This is a genomic window from Erythrobacter sp. S249 (assembly GCF_057364975.1).
In genome coordinates this window covers 2,012,686-2,031,811 of the sequence record NZ_CP200287.1, presented here as the reverse complement: position 1 = coordinate 2,031,811, position 19,126 = coordinate 2,012,686, and the positions used below count along the sequence as shown (strand labels likewise).

The 19,126-nt window shown below is 60.6% G+C and carries 15 protein-coding genes; 8 read left to right on the top strand and 7 right to left on the bottom strand.

Features of this window, described 5'->3' with window-relative positions; translation table 11 throughout:
• Positions 1–116 precede the first annotated feature (116 nt).
• The 4 genes from gltB to AC0V6V_RS09630 all read left to right on the top strand — a co-directional run bounded on the left by gltB (position 117) and on the right by AC0V6V_RS09630 (position 8,697).
• Positions 117–4,769 carry a glutamate synthase large subunit gene (gene gltB, locus AC0V6V_RS09645; RefSeq protein WP_486165170.1) on the top strand — a complete coding sequence of 1,551 codons (4,653 nt, stop codon included), beginning with the start codon at positions 117–119 and terminating at the stop codon, positions 4,767–4,769.
• Between the two features lie 16 nt (positions 4,770–4,785).
• Positions 4,786–6,222, top strand: coding sequence for a glutamate synthase subunit beta (locus tag AC0V6V_RS09640; protein ID WP_486165169.1), 1,437 nt, complete (start codon positions 4,786–4,788; stop codon positions 6,220–6,222).
• Between the two features lie 344 nt (positions 6,223–6,566).
• Positions 6,567–7,886: a carbohydrate porin gene (locus tag AC0V6V_RS09635; RefSeq protein ID WP_486166313.1), complete on the top strand. Its 1,320-nt coding sequence runs from the start codon at positions 6,567–6,569 to the stop codon at positions 7,884–7,886.
• Positions 7,873–8,697 carry a hypothetical protein gene (locus tag AC0V6V_RS09630; protein WP_486165167.1) on the top strand — a complete coding sequence of 275 codons (825 nt, stop codon included), beginning with the start codon at positions 7,873–7,875 and terminating at the stop codon, positions 8,695–8,697. Before AC0V6V_RS09635 ends, AC0V6V_RS09630 begins: the two co-directional genes overlap by 14 nt.
• Here the strand turns inward: AC0V6V_RS09630 and AC0V6V_RS09625 are convergent.
• Positions 8,694–9,029 carry a TraR/DksA family transcriptional regulator gene (locus AC0V6V_RS09625; protein WP_486165166.1) on the bottom strand — a complete coding sequence of 112 codons (336 nt, stop codon included), beginning with the start codon at positions 9,027–9,029 and terminating at the stop codon, positions 8,694–8,696. The two genes, AC0V6V_RS09630 and AC0V6V_RS09625, sit on opposite strands and share 4 nt — an antisense overlap.
• A 188-nt stretch (positions 9,030–9,217) precedes the next feature.
• Positions 9,218–9,904: a uracil-DNA glycosylase gene (gene ung, locus AC0V6V_RS09620; protein ID WP_486165165.1), complete on the bottom strand. Its 687-nt coding sequence runs from the start codon at positions 9,902–9,904 to the stop codon at positions 9,218–9,220.
• A gap of 82 nt (positions 9,905–9,986) precedes the next feature.
• Here ung and AC0V6V_RS09615 point away from each other — a divergent pair, with 82 nt between their 5' ends.
• From AC0V6V_RS09615 to AC0V6V_RS09605, 3 genes are read left to right on the top strand one after another with little or no spacing between them, the layout of a single operon-like run.
• A complete protein-coding gene (locus tag AC0V6V_RS09615; protein ID WP_486137632.1) occupies positions 9,987–10,604 on the top strand; it encodes a ribonuclease D in 618 nt (205 codons plus the stop codon).
• Positions 10,605–10,628: 24 nt separating this feature from the next.
• Positions 10,629–11,294 carry an LPS export ABC transporter periplasmic protein LptC gene (lptC, locus tag AC0V6V_RS09610; RefSeq protein WP_486165164.1) on the top strand — a complete coding sequence of 222 codons (666 nt, stop codon included), beginning with the start codon at positions 10,629–10,631 and terminating at the stop codon, positions 11,292–11,294.
• Positions 11,291–11,857 (top strand): LptA/OstA family protein, encoded by a 567-nt coding sequence (locus tag AC0V6V_RS09605; RefSeq protein WP_486165163.1) that lies wholly within the window; start codon positions 11,291–11,293, stop codon positions 11,855–11,857. The genes lptC and AC0V6V_RS09605 overlap by 4 nt, the downstream gene beginning before the upstream one ends.
• 7 nt (positions 11,858–11,864) lie before the next feature.
• On the opposite strand, the gene AC0V6V_RS09600 is transcribed toward AC0V6V_RS09605, so the two are convergent.
• The 5 genes from AC0V6V_RS09600 to AC0V6V_RS09580 form a co-directional block, all read right to left on the bottom strand.
• Positions 11,865–13,268: a sugar transferase gene (locus AC0V6V_RS09600; RefSeq protein WP_486166312.1), complete on the bottom strand. Its 1,404-nt coding sequence runs from the start codon at positions 13,266–13,268 to the stop codon at positions 11,865–11,867.
• 107 nt (positions 13,269–13,375) lie between these two features.
• Complete coding sequence (gene holA / locus AC0V6V_RS09595; protein WP_486165160.1) at positions 13,376–14,416, bottom strand: DNA polymerase III subunit delta; 1,041 nt, start codon at positions 14,414–14,416, stop codon at positions 13,376–13,378.
• Positions 14,413–14,946: an LPS assembly lipoprotein LptE gene (lptE, locus tag AC0V6V_RS09590; protein ID WP_486165159.1), complete on the bottom strand. Its 534-nt coding sequence runs from the start codon at positions 14,944–14,946 to the stop codon at positions 14,413–14,415. The genes holA and lptE overlap by 4 nt, the downstream gene beginning before the upstream one ends.
• Positions 14,946–17,456 (bottom strand): leucine--tRNA ligase, encoded by a 2,511-nt coding sequence (leuS, locus tag AC0V6V_RS09585; RefSeq protein WP_486165158.1) that lies wholly within the window; start codon positions 17,454–17,456, stop codon positions 14,946–14,948. The genes lptE and leuS overlap by 1 nt, the downstream gene beginning before the upstream one ends.
• A 24-nt stretch (positions 17,457–17,480) precedes the next feature.
• Positions 17,481–17,933, bottom strand: coding sequence for a DUF3576 domain-containing protein (locus tag AC0V6V_RS09580; RefSeq protein ID WP_486166311.1), 453 nt, complete (start codon positions 17,931–17,933; stop codon positions 17,481–17,483).
• A gap of 385 nt (positions 17,934–18,318) precedes the next feature.
• Here AC0V6V_RS09580 and AC0V6V_RS09575 point away from each other — a divergent pair, with 385 nt between their 5' ends.
• Positions 18,319–19,077 carry a hypothetical protein gene (locus tag AC0V6V_RS09575; RefSeq protein WP_486165156.1) on the top strand — a complete coding sequence of 253 codons (759 nt, stop codon included), beginning with the start codon at positions 18,319–18,321 and terminating at the stop codon, positions 19,075–19,077.
• The last annotated feature ends 49 nt before the right edge of the window (positions 19,078–19,126 follow it).

The following is a 19,126-nucleotide window of genomic DNA, read 5'->3' as shown; positions in this document are numbered from 1 at the left end:
AGGCTCTGAAGTGATGCAGATCGCGCTCCGCATGGGCCGCTCTGCAGGCAATTCTGCCGGCCACAAGCCCACCGGGCCTGTCGCCAGTGCCGGCATCTGACAGAATGGATTTTTCGATGGGACAGCCCGCGGCCCAAGGCCTTTATGACGCTCGAAACGAACACGATGCCTGCGGCGTCGGCATGGTCGCGCATATTAAAGGCGAAAAAAGCCACTCCATCATTGAGCAATCGCTCGAGATTCTGAACCGGATCGACCACCGCGGCGCCGTGGGCGCGGACCCATTGCTGGGCGATGGCGCTGGGATTTTGCTGCAAATTCCAGACCCGTTGTTCCGCAATTGGGCCGACGACGCTGGCCATGATCTGCCCGCAGCGGGCGATTATGCGGTGGCGATGTGCTTCATGCCGCAAGACGCCGCAGCGCGCGCATTTGTGACCGAACAATTTGAGAAATTCACCGCCAAAGAAGGCCAGCGTTTTGTCGGCTGGCGCGATGTCCCGACCACACTTGATGGCCTGGGTAAAGCGGTGATCGATTCGATGCCGGTGATCCAGCAAGCGGTGATCGCGCGCGGCGAAAACTGCGCCGATCAAGACGCGTTTGAGCGCAAGCTGCTGGTGATTCGCAAGCAGGTGCAAAACCCGCTCGCCAAGCTGGCGGTAAAGCATGATCTGCCCGGCCTGACCGAGCTCTATCTGCCGAGCTTCTCCAGCCGCACGATCGTCTACAAAGGTCTGCTGCTGTGTGATCAGGTTGGCAGCTTCTTCAACGACCTGCGCGATCCAGCCTGCGTTTCGGCGCTCGGCCTGGTGCACCAGCGTTTCTCGACCAACACCTTCCCCAGCTGGCGACTGGCCCACCCATTCCGTTTGATTGCGCATAATGGCGAGATCAACACGGTGCGCGGCAATGTAAACTGGATGAACGCCCGCCGCCGCACGATGGAAAGCGACCTGCTCGGCGTTGACCTCGATAAGATGTGGCCGATCATTCCGCATGGCCAGTCTGACACGGCCTGCCTCGACAATGCGCTCGAGCTGCTGCTTGCTGGTGGATATTCACTTGCGCATGCGATGATGATGCTGATCCCAGAGGCCTGGTCCAAGAACGAGCTGATGGATCCCGACCAGCGCGCGTTCTACGAATATCACGCCGCATTGATGGAGCCGTGGGACGGACCCGCTGCCGTCGCTTTCACCGATGGCCGCCAGATCGGCGCGACGCTGGATCGCAACGGTCTGCGCCCGGCGCGTTTTTGCGTTACCAAGGACGACATCGTCTGCCTCGCCTCGGAAAGCGGCGTTTTGCCGTTCGCCGAGGAAGACATCACCCGCAAATGGCGCCTGCAACCGGGCAAGATGCTGCTGATCGATCTGGAGCAAGGCCGGATCATTGAGGATGACGAGCTGAAGGCTGATCTGGCGGGCGCAGAGCCCTATGCCGATTGGCTCAAGAAGGCTCAGTTTAAGCTGGAAGATATCGCCGATATCGAACCGGAACTGTCCGAAGTGGTTGAGCGCGATGAAGCCGATGGTAATTCGCTGCTGATACGCCAGCAGGCATTCGGTTACACTCAGGAAGACATCTCGCGCTTCCTCGAGCCAATGGCGGTGAAGGGCGATGATCCCTTGGGATCGATGGGCACTGACACGCCGATTGCGGTGCTGTCGAACAAGTCGCGCCTGCTCTACGATTATTTCAAGCAGAACTTTGCGCAGGTCACCAACCCGCCGATTGATCCAATCCGTGAAGAGCTGGTGATGAGCCTGCTATCGATGATCGGTCCGCGCCCGAACCTGCTCGGCCGGGAGGCTGGCACGCACAAGCGGCTCGAGGTCGAACAGCCGATCCTGACCAATGACGATCTGGCCAAGATCCGAACGGTGGAAACCGCGCTGGACGGGGCATTCCGCTGCGCCACGATTGATATGACCTGGGACGCCGAGCAAGGCGTCGAAGGCATTGAGCTTGCGATCAAGGAAATGTGCTGGGCCGCGACCGAGGCGGTGCTGCAAGACCACAACATCCTAGTGCTGTCAGACCGCGCTCAAAACGCAGACCGCATTCCCATGCCCGCTTTGCTCGCCACGGCCGCTGTGCATCACCATCTGGTGCGCCAAGGTCTGCGGATGCAAACCGGCCTGGTCGTGGAAACCGGCGAAGCGCGCGAAGTGCACCATTTCTGCGTGCTCGCAGGTTACGGCGCAGAGGCGATCAACCCCTACATGGCGTTTGAAACGCTGGAGGATATTCGCCGCAAGAAGCACCTTGAGCTGGACCCGCGCGAGGTTGAGCAGAACTACATCAAGGCCATCGGCAAAGGCATCCGCAAGGTCATGTCCAAAATGGGCATTTCGACCTATCAGTCCTATTGCGGCGCGCAAATCTTTGACGCGGTTGGCCTGTCCACCCCGTTTGTCGAAAACTATTTCACCGGCACCTCGACTACCATCGAAGGCGTGGGCTTGGCCGAGGTCGCCGAGGAAAGCGTGCGCCGCCACGCGCAGGCTTATGGTGACAACCCGATCTATGAAAGCATGCTCGATGTGGGCGGCATCTACCAATACCGTCTGCGCGGCGAAGAGCACGCCTGGACGCCAAAGAACGTGGCCGATCTCCAGCACGCCGTGCGCGGCAACAATCCTTCAAACTACGAAGAATTTGCCAAGAGCGTGAACGAGCAATCCGAACGCCTGCTGACCATTCGCGGGCTGATGGAGTTCAAGAAAGCCGACGAGGCGATCCCGCTCGACGAGGTTGAGCCCGCATCGGAAATCGTCAAACGTTTCAGCACCGGCGCGATGAGCTTTGGCTCGATCAGCCACGAAGCGCATTCGACCCTGGCGGTCGCGATGAACCGCATTGGCGGGCGCTCCAACACTGGCGAAGGCGGCGAGGAGCCATTCCGCTTCACGCCGCTGGACAATGGCGATTCGATGCGCAGCCGGATCAAACAGGTGGCCTCGGGACGCTTTGGCGTCACGACGGAATATCTCGCCAACTCCGACGACATCCAGATCAAGATGGCGCAGGGCGCAAAGCCCGGCGAAGGTGGTCAGCTGCCCGGGCACAAGGTCGACAAGCGGATCGGCGCGGTGCGCCATTCGACCCCGGGTGTTGGCCTGATCTCGCCGCCACCGCACCACGATATTTACTCGATCGAAGACCTCGCTCAGCTGATCCACGATTTGAAAAACGTGCAGCCAGAGGCGCGTATTTCGGTCAAGCTCGTGTCCGAAGTGGGCGTGGGCACGGTTGCCGCTGGCGTTTCAAAAGCGCGCGCAGACCATGTCACCATCTCCGGCTATGACGGCGGGACCGGCGCATCACCGCTGACCAGCCTGACGCACGCGGGTAGCCCTTGGGAAATCGGCCTCGCCGAAACTCAGCAAACCCTGCTGCTCAACGATCTTCGCAGCCGCATCGCTGTGCAGGTCGACGGCGGCCTACGCACCGGACGCGATGTTGCCATTGGCGCACTGCTGGGCGCGGACGAGTTCGGCTTTGCCACAGCGCCGTTGATCGCGGCGGGCTGTATCATGATGCGCAAATGCCACCTCAACACCTGCCCCGTAGGCGTCGCCACGCAGGATCCAGAGCTGCGCAAGCGCTTCACCGGCCAGCCAGAGCATGTGGTCAATTACATGTTCTTCGTTGCCGAAGAGCTGCGTCAAATCATGGCTGAAATGGGCTTCCGCACGGTCGATGAAATGGTTGGCCGCGCCGACCGTCTCGATATGAGCCGGATGCACCGCCACTGGAAGGCGAGCGGAATTGATCTCTCGCGTTTGCTGCACATGCCAGAGCTGCCGGAAGGCGCATCATTGCAGCACACCGAGGGTCAGGATCACGGGCTTAGCGCCGCGCTCGACAATGCGCTGATCGCGGATTGCGCAGAGGCAATTCAGGCGAAGAAGCCGGTTCAACTGACCTATGAGATCGCCAACAAAAACCGCACCGCTGGCGCGATGCTGTCTGGCCGGATCGCAGCTGCGCATGGTCACGAAGGCCTGCCGCCAGAGACGATCCGCATCAATTTGAGCGGTGTGGCTGGCCAAAGCTTTGGCGCATGGCTCGCGCACGGCGTCACGCTTGATCTGTCAGGCGATGCCAACGACTACGTCGGCAAGGGTCTATCAGGCGGGCGCATCATCGTGCGCCAACCAGATACGGCAAACCGCGACCCAAGCGAGAACATCATCGTCGGCAACACTGTGCTGTACGGCGCGATTGCGGGCGAGGCGTATTTTGGCGGGGTCGGGGGCGAGCGCTTTGCCGTGCGCAATTCCGGCGCGATTGCCGTGGTTGAGGGCGCAGGCGACCATGCGTGCGAATATATGACCGGCGGCGTTGTCGTTGTGCTGGGCAAGACGGGCCGCAACTTTGCCGCTGGGATGAGCGGCGGGGTGGCCTATGTTTATGACCCGGACGGCACGTTTGAGAGCCTGGTGAACAAGGCGCAGGTCGACCTGCTGCCAATCTCCGCAGAGCCCGACGCCGAAGACGGCACCGGACGCCCGGCGCAGCGCGCCAGCTCCGTGCATGATTTCGGCATGGGCGACATGCTGCGCCATGATGCAGAGCGGCTCAAGATCTTGATCGAGCGCCACCAATTGCACACGGGCAGCACCAAGGCTGGCGAATTGCTTGGCAATTGGGAGCAATCGCTGAGCCAGTTCGTGAAAGTTATGCCGAGCGATTATGCACGCGCGCTAAAGGCTCTCGAAGCTGAGCGCGAAGAAGCCGCCTCGGTCGCAGCAGAATAGAAACAGAGTAGACACCATGGGCAAAGACACCGGATTTCTCGAAATCGAGCGGCGCGAGCGCGACTATCTCGACCCCAAGGAACGACTGAACAATTACCGCGAATTCGTGGTTCAGCCCGATGATTCGACGCTGTCTAATCAGGCGGCGCGCTGCATGGATTGCGGCATTCCCTATTGTCACAACGGCTGCCCCGTAAACAACATGATCCCAGACTGGAATCATCTGGTTTACGAGAACGATTGGAAGAACGCGCTTTCCGTCCTGCACTCGACCAACAATTTCCCGGAGTTTACCGGCCGCATCTGCCCCGCCCCATGCGAGGCGAGCTGCACGCTCAACATCGTTGACCAGCCCGTGACGATCAAATCGATCGAATGCGCGATTGTCGATCGCGGATGGAAAGAGGGTTGGATTGAGCCGCAGGTGCCCGCCAAGAAAACTGGTAAGCGCGTTGCTGTGGTTGGATCAGGCCCCGCAGGCATGGCCTGCGCCCAGCAATTGGCGCGCGCTGGCCACACCGTCACCGTGTTTGAGAAAAGCGACCGGGTCGGCGGATTGCTGCGTTACGGCATTCCTGACTTCAAGATGGAAAAACAACTGATCAATCGCCGCTGCGTCCAGATGGAGGCCGAAGGGGTTGAGTTCAAAACCAGCAAAGAAGTTGGCGTTGATGTCTCGTTCCAGAGCCTCAATGAAAACTACGATGCGATTGTCCTGTCCGGCGGCAGCGAAGACGCCCGCGCGCTTTCCATTCCCGGTGCGGAGATGGACGGAGTGCGCCTGGCGATGGAATTCCTGACCCAGCAGAACAAGCGCAACGCCGGCGACGACGAACTGCGCGCTGCCCCGCGCGGCAGCCTGCTCGCGACCGGCAAGGACGTGGTCGTGATCGGCGGCGGTGACACCGGCTCTGACTGTGTTGGCACCTCCAACCGGCAGGGCGCGAAGAGCGTGACCCAGCTGGAGATCATGCCCAAGCCGCCTGAGAAGGAAGATAAAGCGCTGACCTGGCCCGATTGGCCGCTCAAACTGCGCACCTCCTCCAGCCATGAAGAAGGCGTGGACCGCGATTGGGCGGTTCTGACCAAGCGCGTGGTTGGCGACGGCGAAAAAGTCACAGGCATCGAATGCGCGCGGGTTGAATGGGTCGATGGCCAGATTCGCGAGATTGTCGGCAGCGAGTTCACAATCCCCGCTGACTTGATCCTGCTCGCGATGGGCTTTGTCGGCCCGAAGAAGACCGGCCTGCTCGACCAAGCAGCAGTTGAGCTTACCCCGCGCGGTAATGTCTCTGCAAACGAAGACGACTACGCGACCAGCGTGGAGAAGGTCTATGCCTGCGGCGATATGCGGCGCGGGCAAAGCTTGGTTGTCTGGGCGATCCGCGAAGGCCGGCAATGCGCACGCAGCGTCGATGAAGCTCTGATGGGTGCAAGCTCTCTGCCGCGCTAAGAAAACGCGTAAAGTAGGCTTAGAACTTACAAAGCGCTCGCAATTTTGCGTGCCTAGCCGCGTAAGTAGCGCGAGGCATTATTGCTGATCTGCGAGTGAAGTTTTGAGACCGCCAACAATTTGGCAAGTCATAGGTCTTTTTGTTACGCCGCTCCTAACCGAAGCCAAGTGCTTGACCTGCCTATTTTTGTCGGGCACCAAACCACAATACGGCGGGAGAGAAGCGATTGGCGGTGCGGTGGCACGGCGGATTGTACAGAAACACTATGCGGGTCGCACCGAAAAGTTCGCACAAGCCTCACTTGGCGCGCCTTGCCGCCATTACTGCGGCAATGAGCGCAGGCATGCTCGCCGCCGCGCAACCAGTCGCCGCTGGAACCACGCTTCAGGATGAATTCGACGCGGTGTTTGCTCCTGCGGAGACTAAGGCTCGTGCCGCGCATTCAAAGCAAGCCAACTCAAACATCGATGTCGGGACCGCATCCACCGGCGCTTTGCAAAGCAGCGACCCACCACCCGCACCTCTCCCAGTGCTCGTCCCGGTCGCCGCCCCGCCGGCTCCGCCGCCTTCCAAGCCGGTTGAGGCCAAGCTTTCGATCTCGCAATTCGTCGATGTTCCGGTTGCTGGCGATGCGCCGGGCACGTTTCGCTACAGCGGCCGAGCCGATGCCTATATCGATGTTCAGGGCAGCACACTCGGCCTCGATGACAGCTGGACATTCACGCTGCGGCCTGAGTTCACTTGGGGGAAGGATTCCAATGGCGTAATTGGCCTGATCCCGAACAACACCGCCCTGTTTCGCGGCGAGGGTGCGGGGGATTTTGACCTCTCGGCCAGTGTCTCCAAGCGCTGGAAATCGGGCACCAAGCTGACGGTGGGCAAGGTCAATGTGCTGGACCTTGGCGGTAAGCTGCCCGTGGTTGGCAGCAATGGGCACCACGGCTTTCAAAACCTCAGCGTCGCTCTGCCGCCGTCCGCGATCATCGCCAATACGCTCACCGGCGCGCTGCTGGAGGTGCCGACCGACAATGCGCTTTACCGTCTGTGGGTGTTCGACCCGGATTCGCAGTTTGAGCGGACCGGATTTGAAACCGCCTTTGGCAGCGGCGTCGGATTTCTCGGATCGGTTACGGTGCCAGTAAAGATTGGCGGCAAGCCGGGCTATTACGCGCTCAAACTGTCCGGCTCGACCCGTAACGATATCAATGCGCGCTCTTTGCCAGCCGCATTGATCCCGGCGCCGGGATCGAGCTTTGGCAATACGCGCGGAGAGTTTGCGGCTGTGTTTGCTGGCTATCAATTCTTGGATGTCTATCCTGAGGCACCGGGAAAAGGCTGGGGCATTTTCGGCCAAGTTTACGGCTCGCTCGGCGATCCAACTTTCCTTGATTACAGCGGCTTTATCGGTGTTTCCGGCAATCCGCGCGGCCGCCCGCAGGACCGATTTGGCGCGGCGGTGTTTCAATATTCCCTGACCGACGAGCTGGTGAGCGTGCTCGCCACGCGGCTGGGCCTGGAAGATGAAAGAGGCGTGGAGCTGTTCTACACGGTGGGCCTCGCCGACAAATTCGAAGTCACCGCCAACGCTCAGCTTATAGACAGCGCGGTCGCAGCGCGCGATACAGGCGTGCTGTTGGGGATGAGGCTGAATGCAACCTTCTAAATTACGGCGCTTGAAACAGCGTCAGTTTTTCGTGCTCGGTGCACTGGCGCTTGGCCTTTCGGGATGCGCCAATAGCGGCTCAGTGACGGGCGATACTCCGGTACAGGCGAGCGCCATTGCCGCTGCGCAGGAAACTCCGCCCTCCGCGCCGCCAGCCGCCAAACCGGCCAAGCCTGACCCCGATTCCAAGTTTATCGGGCGGTACAATGGCGGCTCTTTCGAGACCGCGATGGGCATGGAAATCGCCGCTGACGGGACGTTTGGCTGGGGCCTGTCGGTCGGCGCGCTCGACATGCGGGCGCGCGGGACGTGGGATCAGGAAGGCGAATTTGTCATCCTCACTTCCACACCCAGGCCTGTGCCGCCCAAATTCAGCTGGCTCGGTTCCGAAACATATCCCGGCGCACCCATGGTGAAGGTGGTCTGGGCCAGCAATTCAGAACCCTTCCAATATGCCACCGTAAAGTTGGATTGCGAGGATGGCACGCGCTTGGTTGATCAAGTCCCAGCAGAAGGCTGGTCGCCCCCATTAGGGGAATGCCCGAAACCCGTCTCACTGAGGCTGGAAGAGAGCATTTACGATGTGCAATCCGCGACGCATCGCGTGGAAGATTTGGGCTGGGAACCGGGCAGCACGATAACCTTTGCGTTTGAACGCAATGATCTGGGCGTGGCGGATTTCACCGGTATGATCGGCGTTTTGGAGGGCAATGTCCTGAAATTCGCGCCGAGCCCCAATTCAGACCCGCGCTTGGGCCAATTGGAGCTGCGTAAAGTGATGCCGCGACCGGAGCGCGCGCAAGCGGACTAATCCCCGCCGCCAGCGCATTTCACACAGGTCGGAACGCTGGGATCGTGGCGCAGGCGCGCCTCGGCGATGTCCTCGCCGCAGGTGGCGCAATATCCCCATTCATCTTCGTCTAAGCGCCGAAGCGCGGTGGCAATGCGCGTGCGCTCGCCTGCGCGGCGGCGCTCTTGCGCCTGCGCCATCGCCTGCTGCTGCATCGCGTCCATCCGGCTTGGCCGGCCGACGCTGTCCTGCTGCAAAGTCACTGGCTCGCGGCTTTCGGTGCTGATGCGGTCTTCCTCTGCGAGCTCTTCCTGCCGTTTGAGCAGGGCGGTGCGGGCCTCATCCTGGGTCATGATCGGACTTTCCTACAGCACGCGGTTTGAGGCAAGTTTGCGGCATGATTGACCCCGCTGCGCCGCGCCGCAATTCCAACATTTCAAAAATCACACTTTGCCGCGTGCGAATGGCGGTAGGGCGCTGTAATTGCGTGATTTTCCACCAAAAGTCACAGATTCGAAAATCGCATCTGTGTTCCACGCCGCTACAGCGCCCAATCAATCGGTGTGAGGTCATGGCTTTCGAGGAAGGCGTTGATTTGACTGAAGGGTTTGGAGCCAAAGAAGCCGCGATAGGCCGACAAGGGGCTGGGGTGCGGGCTGGTGAGCACCAGGTGATGCGGGCCGCCACCAAGAGCCTTTACCCGGCCCGCCTTCTTCGCCGCATGGCTGCCCCACAGCACGAACACGCAGGGGCTTCCACGCTCCGCCACCGCCGCGACGCAGGCATCGGTGATCGCATCCCAGCCGCGCCCCGCATGGCTGCCCGCTTGTGCAGCCTCAACCGTCAGCGTGTTGTTGAGCAGCAGCACGCCCTGCTTGGCCCAGGGGGTGAGATTGCCAGTGGCGGGCGGCGCAAGGCCCAGATCGCTCTCCAGCTCCTTGAAGATGTTGGCAAGCGAGGGCGGCGGCTTCACCCCGTCTTTAACCGAGAACGACAGGCCATGCGCCTGCCCCGGCCCGTGATAGGGATCCTGACCCAGCACGACGACGCGCACATCCTCCAGCGGGGTCATGGCGAGCGCGGCGAGGCGCTCCCCGCGCGGAGGGTAGATCACCTTGCCCGCATCCTCCTGCGCACGCAGCCATCCGCCAAGCTTACGCGCCTCAGTGCTGGCCAGCACCGGCTCCAGCGCGGCGCGCCAGCTTTCAGGGATAGGATCACTGCTCATCTGTCAAAAGCTACACTGCCAGCGCATCCCAGCGCCATGTCCCCTTCCCCTCTTTCCCCAATGCTTCTAGGAGACTGAGCCTATGACAGTCCATTTCCATGAAGAAGACCTGCCCGCAGGCGTGCTCGCCGATGGCCCCGTGGCCGTTGATACTGAAACCATGGGCCTGATCACCCACCGTGATCGGCTGTGTGTTGTGCAGATCAGCGACGGCAAAGGGGATGAGCATTTGGTGCGCTTTGGCCCGGACAGCGACTATGCCGCGCCTAATTTGAAGGCGGTGCTGGCCGACCCTGCGCGGATAAAGCTCTATCACTATGCGCGCTTCGATCTGGCCGCGATCCATTACTACCTCGGGGTGATGGCCGCGCCGGTGTTCTGCACCAAGATCGCCAGCAAGCTGGTGCGGACCTACACAGACCGCCACGGCTTGAAGAACCTTGCGCATGAGCTGCTCGGCGCGGAAATCTCCAAACAGCAGCAATCGAGCGATTGGGGCGGGCCGGAGCTAAGCGAGGCGCAGCGCGAATACGCCGCCTCTGACGTGCGCTATCTCCACGCCATGCGCGAGGAGCTGATCAAGCGGCTCGAGCGCGAAGGGCGGACCGAGATTGCTCAGGCCTGTTTCGACTTCCTGCCGACGCGAGCGTTGCTCGACATGGCCGGCTGGTCAGAGCACGACATCTTCAGCCACATGTAAGGCGAAGCTGGGCAAAGCACTCCTATGGTCACCAAACGCCGCATCGAAACAAACAAAGCAAAGGCGCTTCGCGGCAAGCGCCAAGACTTTGCTGCGCCTGGTGGATCGCATGACAAGCTCGTCGGGTTCCTGGCGCGCGCGCTACCGATGGGCGTTGGTGTCATGGCGGCATTGATGATCATCACGCCGCTCAGCCCACGCGGCGAAATCTCGTTTCTGCTCGACCGCAACAAAGTGGCGATGATCAACGAACGGCTTAGCGTCGATAACGCCATGTACCGCGGGCGCGATGAACGCGGCCGGCCATTCTCGATCCAAGCGGGCGAGGCCGTGCAGCGGTCTAGCGCGGAAGGCATCGTGCGGATGGACGATCTGATCGCGCAGCTGCTGCTTCCAGAAGGGCCTGCCCGGATCAGCGCACCGGGCGGCGCGTATGACATTGACGAAGAGATCGTCGACGTCGACGGCGCAGTGCGCCTGCGCGCCGCCGATGGCTACACCATGACCGCGCGCGGGGTGTCCGTTGACCTTGAAGAACGCGCCATGCGCGGCGATGACGGGGTCGAAGGCGCCGTGCCTGCTGGCACGTTCAGCGCCAATACGCTGAGAGCGGACCTGCCTGCGCGCACCATCACGCTGGAAGGCAATGCCAAACTGTCCATGATACCGGGCGAATTGAGGATACCATGACGCACACCGCACCTCCTTCACTGACACGTACTGCCGCCCGCTGGGGGCTCGCCGGATTTGTCAGCACCGCTGCCTTTCTGGGCGCGATCCAGGTTGGCGCTCAGGGCATTGCTGCGCACAACAGCCGCGCTCCGGTGGACTTTGACGCGGGCCGAATTGAGCTGCAGGATCGGGAAAACCGCGTCGCGCTGTCAGGCAATGTGACCGTGCGTCAGGCTGGCCTCACCGTGCAATCCAATCGCATGCTGGTGAACTACAGTGACAGCGGATCGCTCGATATCCAGCGGATCACCGCAACCGGCGGCGTTACCGTGTCGCGCGGCAATGAGCGGGCGAGCGGCGACGTTGCGATCTATGACTTTGGCCGCCGGATCATCACCATGTCGGGCAATGTGCGGCTCGCACGCGGGGGCGATAGGCTGAACGGCGGGCGCTTGGTGATCGATCTTAGAACCGGGCTATCCAGCGTTGATGGCCGGACCTCAGGCGGCCCAGCTGGCACAACCGAAGGCGCGGACGGACGGGTCACAGGCAGCTTCTCCGTCCCGCAAGACGGCGAGTAAACAGCGCTCAAAAAGCGCGATCGTGGCGCAGCACCGACAAGGTGCGCAAAGTGATCTCCACATCGCGGCGCAAGGTCCAGCCCGCGATATACTCAAGGTCGGATTGAAGGCGATCGGTAAGGTCGGACTCCTGCTCGGTCGCGCCCCGATGTCCGCGAACTTGAGCCAGCCCGGTAAGCCCGGGCTTGAGCGAATGGCGCCGCCAATATTGGCCATCAACCTCCCAAAACAGCTTATCGCCCGCCTGACTACCAAGCGCGTGGGGGCGCGGCCCCACAATCGACATCTCACCGCGCAGCACGTTCCAGAGCTGCGGCAGCTCATCAATGCTGTTTGAGCGAATGAACTGGCCAATGCGGGTAACACGAGCATCATCGCGCGCGGTTGACCGCTCACCGCTCTCATCGCCGCTTTCGACGCGCATGCTGCGAAATTTGAGCATGTTGAAGAACGCATTGCCGCGCCCAACCCGCCGCTGAGCGAACAGCACAGGCCCGCCATCCTCCAGCTTGATGAGCAGCGCACAGACAGCGAGCATTGGAGACAAAACAATCAGCCCTGCCGATGCTAAAACAATGTCGTAACACCGCTTCGTTGCCCGCGCGCGCAGACCAAGCGGACCAATTGACACAACTAGAGAGGTAACGTCCCACCCACCATATCGCTGCACGCCGATTGCCCCCAAACGCTGCGCAGGCTCGCTTACAATCTCGCCGAACACCCCGACTGACTTGAGCAGGAACGCCCATTGCTGGCGCCGTAGGGGGGAACTGGAAATAATCACATTGTCCTGATTGCGCAGCAATTGACCAATCCTGTCCCGCATGTGCGGATCGTGACTGCCGGGATCAAGCCCAAGCTTGCGTGCGTCGATTACAGTCGCATCGCGCAGTGAAAAAGCCGGGCCGCCATCATCAATCACGAGATAGTTGCGGATCTTCCCGCCCCAAAACCGGGCGATAAAGGCCACCAATCCGCGCCGGGCCAGCGCCATCAGGGTGAAGGACAAGATGAGTCCCAGCGACATGGCAACGCGAGAGAACTCCGCATTGGCTTTGGCGAAAAAAGCAAGAAAGTTGAGCAATCCAACCGAGATCACCAGAGCAGCCGCCAGCTTTCTAACCGCATAGACCCAATCGGTCAGCGACCTTGCGCAATAGCTCGTGTTGTAGAGCGCGATCGAGAAATAGATCGGCGAAAGAATCGCCGTCGCCAGCACAGCGTGCGGCTCCCACCATACATTTTCATAGGCGAATGCGGCGAATACAAATCCGAAATACAATAAAATAAGGTCGATGAGCAGCATCGCGATATAGGCGCGAAGTCGCCGATGCTCTAATGAGGGCGCCGATCGCAGCTGTGTCTTTTGCGACTGTCCGCTAGCAACAATCGATCCAGATAGCTTATTCATAGACCAATCAGCACCATTTCTACGACCCAGATATTACTACCTAGATAAAGCCTAATGCAACTGGTTCCGCAATGCGAATTGTATTGAGAATTGTTTAGCCCCAAGAGCTAACGCTTGGCAGCAAATCTCGCGATTTCAGCCAGTCCCTGAGCCAGCAGCATCTCCGCCGCTTGACTGTTCGACAGCAGCGATCTGTGCATCTCGATCAGGCGCGGGATCAGCCGGTCCAGCTTGCGCGCATGCCATTTTGTGAGTTGCTGGCGAATATCGCGCTCCTCGCGCCAGAATATGCCGAGCTGCGCCTTTTCGCCCTTGCCTAGCTTGTCGAGCGAGCCGCGCGGGCCGAGCTTCGCGGTGATCTGAGCCAATTGCGCCGCGCGCCGTTCTATCGCCAACAGCAAACCGACCGGGTTTAGCCCCAGCTCGCGCATCCGGCGGATTTCGCGGTCAATCCGGGGCAGCTCGCCGCCCATCACCGCATTCACAAGCGGTTGGAACCCGTCTTCCTCGGTCGCCGCGCCAATCTCGCCGTAATCCTCGATCGAGGCGGTCTTCGGCTCCAGCGGATCAGCACCGCAATAAAGCGCGAGCTTGGTCACCTCTGATTGCGCGAGCCGCACATCAAGGCCCGCGGCCCGCGCAATCCGCTCAGCCAAATCGCCGCCCAGTCGGAGGCCGGCCGCATCGGCCATCGCCCGCACAGAGACCGCCACAGAGGACAGATCCGGCGGCCAGAACATCGCGACCATGCCGTCTTTGCGTTTCTCGATCAGCTTGGCTGTGCGCGCTTTGTCCGTCGCGGAGGTGGCGACGATCAGCACCGGAGCCGCCTCGCCGGCGCCCGCATCATTCGTCTCGATCAGAGCTTTGACCGCGTCATGGGCTTCATCACCATTGGCGCGGACAAACAAATGGCGCTTATCGCCGAACAAGGAACCGGAGCGGGCCTCGTCCCCCAGCATCGCCGGGTCTCGTTTGAGGTCGCCGCCCGATATCTCGATCCGCTCGCCCGCATCGGGCAGGCCTTCGATAATCTTGGTGACTGCGGCAGAGGCGCCTGCCTCGTCGGGTCCGCAGAAAAAGAAGATGGAGCAATTGGCCGCGCCGCTGGGCAGGCCGCGTGCAAAGTCGCGCTGGGTGGCCTTCATTGGCCCGCTGGCGCGCTGTCAGGCGCGCTGGCTTGCGTGCGCAAGGTGAGGGCGATTTGCGTGACGATCCGGTCGGCCACCTCTTTGGAGAGGTTTTCAAGCGCAGTCTGCTCAGCCGCAATGGTCGCATATTCGGAGCTGACCACATCGATACCCGCATCGGCCCCCGCGGTTGCATCGAGCAAGATTTCGCCGCTGGCGATATCAATCAATTGATAGCGCGCGCGCAAAATTCGGCGCTCGCGGCTGATCGTGTCATCATTAAGCACGCCTAGCGCCTCAAGCGCATCATCGAGCCGCACATCAAGGCGGTAACGCGGAGCAACAGCGCCCGAAACTTGCAAACGGTCTTCAAGCTCTCCGCGCAGCAGCCATCCGCCGCGTCCCGGAATGGTCGGGATCTGGACGGCGGCCAATCCATTGGTCACCCCGGCATTGGTGCCATCGGCCGAATAGAGCGGTTGCAGCCCGCAGGACGCCAGAGCCGGCGACAGCGCGAGACACGCGAGCAAGGCAAGCGCGCGGCGCATCACGTAACGATGTTCACCAGTCTATCAGGCACCACGATCACCTTGCGTATCTCCGCTCCATCAAGTGAACGCTGGACCTTCTCGCTCGCCAGCGCAAGCGCTTCGAGGTCTTCTTTCGCAGCCCCTTTGGGCGCGGTCAGGGTGTCGCGCAGCTTGCCCTTGTGCTGGACGGCAATGGTCACTTCATCTTCGACCAGCATGGCGGGATCATGCGAAGGCCAGGCGGCGTCGGCGATGAGGCCGCTCTCATTCTGCCTCGACCAGATCTCTTCCGCCAAATGCGGCATCATTGGACTGACGAGATGCAGGATGGTGCGGATCGCGAAATTGCGGCTTTCGCTGGGCGCTGCCTTTTCCGCCGCTCCGGTAAGCTCGTAAATGCGCGCCACTGCTTTGTTAAAACTCAGCGCTTCGATGTCTTCGGCGACTGCAACAATGGCCTGATGAGCCTTGCGAGCGAGCGCTTTGTCTTCGCCTGAGGCGGCCGGATCGAGGCTTTCGAACAAACGCCAAAGCCGCTGAACGAACCGTCCGCAGCCTTCAATACCGGCCTCTGACCAAGGCAGGTCCCGTTCTGGTGGGCTGTCCGACAGCATGAACCAACGCACTGCGTCTGCGCCATATTCATCGATAATTCCATCTGGGTCGACGACGTTTTTCTTCGACTTGGACATTTTGACGACGCGGCCAGCGGTAACCGGCGCGCCATCCTCAATCCGGGTCCAATCAGATCCGTCTTTGCGCACTTCATCAGGCGACAGCCAGCTGCCATCGCCGAGACTGTACGTCTCATGCGTCACCATGCCCTGTGTGAAGAGCGCAGCGAACGGCTCCGCCACATCGATCTTGCCGATATGTTTGAGCGCACGGGTCCAGAAGCGGGCATAGAGCAAGTGCAGGATCGCGTGCTCGATCCCGCCGATATAGTGCTCCACCGGCATCCATTTGGCGACTTCTTCCGCGTCGAAGGGCGCATCCACAGGCTGGCTGGCAAAGCGCAGGAAATACCACGAGGAATTGGTGAAAGTGTCGAGCGTATCAGTCTCGCGCCGCGCATCGCCGCCGCATTTGGGGCAGGCCGTTTTGCTCCAGGTGGGATGGCGCTCTAACGGATTGCCCGGTGTCTCAAAATCGACATCCTCAGGCAGCGTGACCGGCAGCTGGTCTTGCGGCACCGGCACAACGCCGCAGGCATCGCAGTGGATGAAGGGGATCGGCGTGCCCCAATATCTCTGGCGTGAAACGCCCCAGTCGCGCAGTCGCCAGACAGTAGTGCCTTCGCCCCAACCACCAGCTTCTGCACGTGAGTTCACCTCAGCCTTGGCGTCTTCGACGCTCATGCCATTCAGGAAATCCGAATTGACGATCACGCCATCACCGGTGGCCGCTTCGCCCTCCAATGGCGCGTCCGCTTCGCTCACATCGCTGGCGACAACGCGCGCGATTGGCAGGTCATATTTGGTTGCAAATTCAAAGTCGCGCTGGTCATGGCCGGGCACGCCCATCACCGCGCCGGTGCCGTAATCCATCAGCACGAAGTTGGCGATGAACACCGGTAAAGGCTCGCCCGTAAAGGGATGCTTTGCCGTCACGCCGGTATCAAAGCCGAGCTTTTCAGCGGTCTCGAGCTCCGCCGCGGTCGTCCCGCCGCGCTTGCATTCCTCAATGAAGGTCGCTGCTGCCGGATCGCTCGCTCCGACCTGCTGCGCCAGCGGATGATCGGCTGCGACTGCGCAGAAACTCGCGCCAAAAATTGTGTCCGGGCGGGTCGAATAAACCGGCAGCTTGTCGCCGTTTGAAAGCTCAAATGAAAACTCAAGACCGGTGGATTTGCCGATCCAGTTTTCCTGCATCAGCCGGACTTTTTCGGGCCAGTCTTTGAGCTCGCCCAGCCCATCGAGCAGTTCGCCGGCAAAATCTGTGATCTTCAAAAACCACTGATCGAGCTTGCGCTTTTCAACCTCGGCGCCGCTGCGCCAGCCCTTGCCATCGATCACCTGCTCATTGGCGAGCACGGTCATGTCGACCGGATCCCAGTTCACCTCGCTGCTGCGGCGGTAAACCAGCCCGGCCTCATACATATCGATGAACAGCGATTGTTCGTGGCCATAATATTCCGGATCGCAGGTCGCGAACTCGCGCGTCCAATCGAGCGCAAAGCCGATGCGCTGCAATTGCGCCTTCATCGCCTCGATATTCGCCCGCGTCCATGAACCGGGATGGACCTTCTTTTCCATCGCCGCGTTTTCAGCTGGCATGCCGAATGCGTCCCACCCCATCGGGTGAAGCACTTCGTGCCCGCGCATCTTTTTATAACGCGCCAGCACGTCGCCCATAGTGTAATTGCGCACATGCCCCATGTGGATGCGGCCCGAGGGATAGGGGAACATCTCGAGGATGAAGCTCTTGGGCTTGGACGAGGAGCTGTCAGCGGTAAAAGTGCCCGCCTCGCTCCACGCACGTTGCCAGCGCCCGTCGGCACTGGACGGATCAAAACGCGTATCAGTCATGAAACCCCGCTAGGGAAGTTTGGCTTAGCTGGCTACAGCTTTGCGGCGCAGATCGCGCGCTTTCGTCAGGATAATGTCTTCCAGCTTCTGAACGGTCGCGGCCTGGACCGGCGCATCGACCCATCCGCCGCCCTGAGCGACTTGGCGGCTGGCAGCAACACGAAGTGCATCGGCCCGCAAATCCTGATCGAGGATGGTCACGGTTACTTTCACGCGCTCATTCGGATTGCTTGGGTTGGCGTACCAATCGGTGACGATCACGCCGCCCGCGCTGTCCGCTTGAAGCAGCGGTGCAAAGCTGACGGTTTCTAGCGATGCACGCCAGAGATAGGAATTAACGCCAATCGTGTTGACCTGAGAGGCGGCCATATCCGCTTTGGGACGTTCACTGCCCCCACATGCGGCAAGCGAAGCCGCTCCCAATCCAGCAAGCAGAACGCGGAACGAACGAGAAAGCGTAGTTTGAGCGCGGGTCACAGCAATAAATTCCTTTTGCATCATTAAGTGCCTCTATAGCCTCGCGTAGCAGCGCGGCAAGCGGTCACACGGCCATTCGGGACCAATTATCCGCGTATTCTAGCGCTGCATGCGCCTTTATGGCGGCTGAACTGCGGCATCGGACGGAAAAACATTCTGCAAATCCAATTGTGTGCACAATGCAACAGATTCGCGAGAGTCTTGCCAAAAACGTTAGGGTTAGGCGGGATTCAGCCTCCGGAGGATTGCCTAGTGGCGACTCATGGTTCTAATATTCTCGTTGCTGCATAAAAGCAGCGAGTCGTTTTGGGGCAAACTCAGCCAATGTTCAGGCAGGGGATGCTTTGATCAGGACGATAGTGATCGAAGGATTTGAGTGAACGCCATGTCAGGCAAGGCTAACCAGATTGGAAGTAAGGCGCAGCGCAAGCTGCCGCTGATGCTTGCCGCTGGTGCGCTGGCGCTCGGCGTTCCTTCGACGGGCCTCGCCTTGGTAAGCCTGACAGAGGGCGCGCCTGGACTAGAAGGCTCAGCCCTCGATATTTTCACACCGGCATCGGTAGATCCAGAACTTGCTGCGATGTTCGCAAGCGAGGTTGGCGGTGATGGCATGCGCTTCACTCCGGCTGGTGCCGCAAACGCTGGCAATGGTGATCGCACGGTTACCGTCGCTGTTCGAGTGGACAGCGATATCGCTGAGGCAATCTCGGTGCGCTCTGCAATCGACGCGGCACCCGGTGTTAGCAGCGGCATCGCAGCCGTTCAGCCAAATCGCTACAATCTCGGCATTGCACGCGGCTACGACAGCTTCGCACGCCCGGTTGCGCTGCCTGATACGGTTCGCAATCTGTCGATGCCTGATCTTGCGACGTTTGAGCCTGCTGGCCCAACCGCCAAGGACAAGCCAAGCCGTCTACAGCCGCGCATTGAACTTGAAAGCGACAAGGTCGCTGGCAGCTCGCCCAACACTCTGGGTGCACTGGAGCGGCAGACCCTTGATGTGGGCGGCGCTTACCGGATTTCGCGCAATCTCAATGTGACCGCCGGTGTACGGCTGTCGCAAGAGCGCGATCGTTTGGATCCGCTGACCAATGCCGATCAAGACAATCAGGCCGTTTACGTGGGAACTCAGTTTAAGTTCTGACCCACCTCCCGCTCGCTCGGGCCAGAGAAATTCGTATGCAAGACCTCGC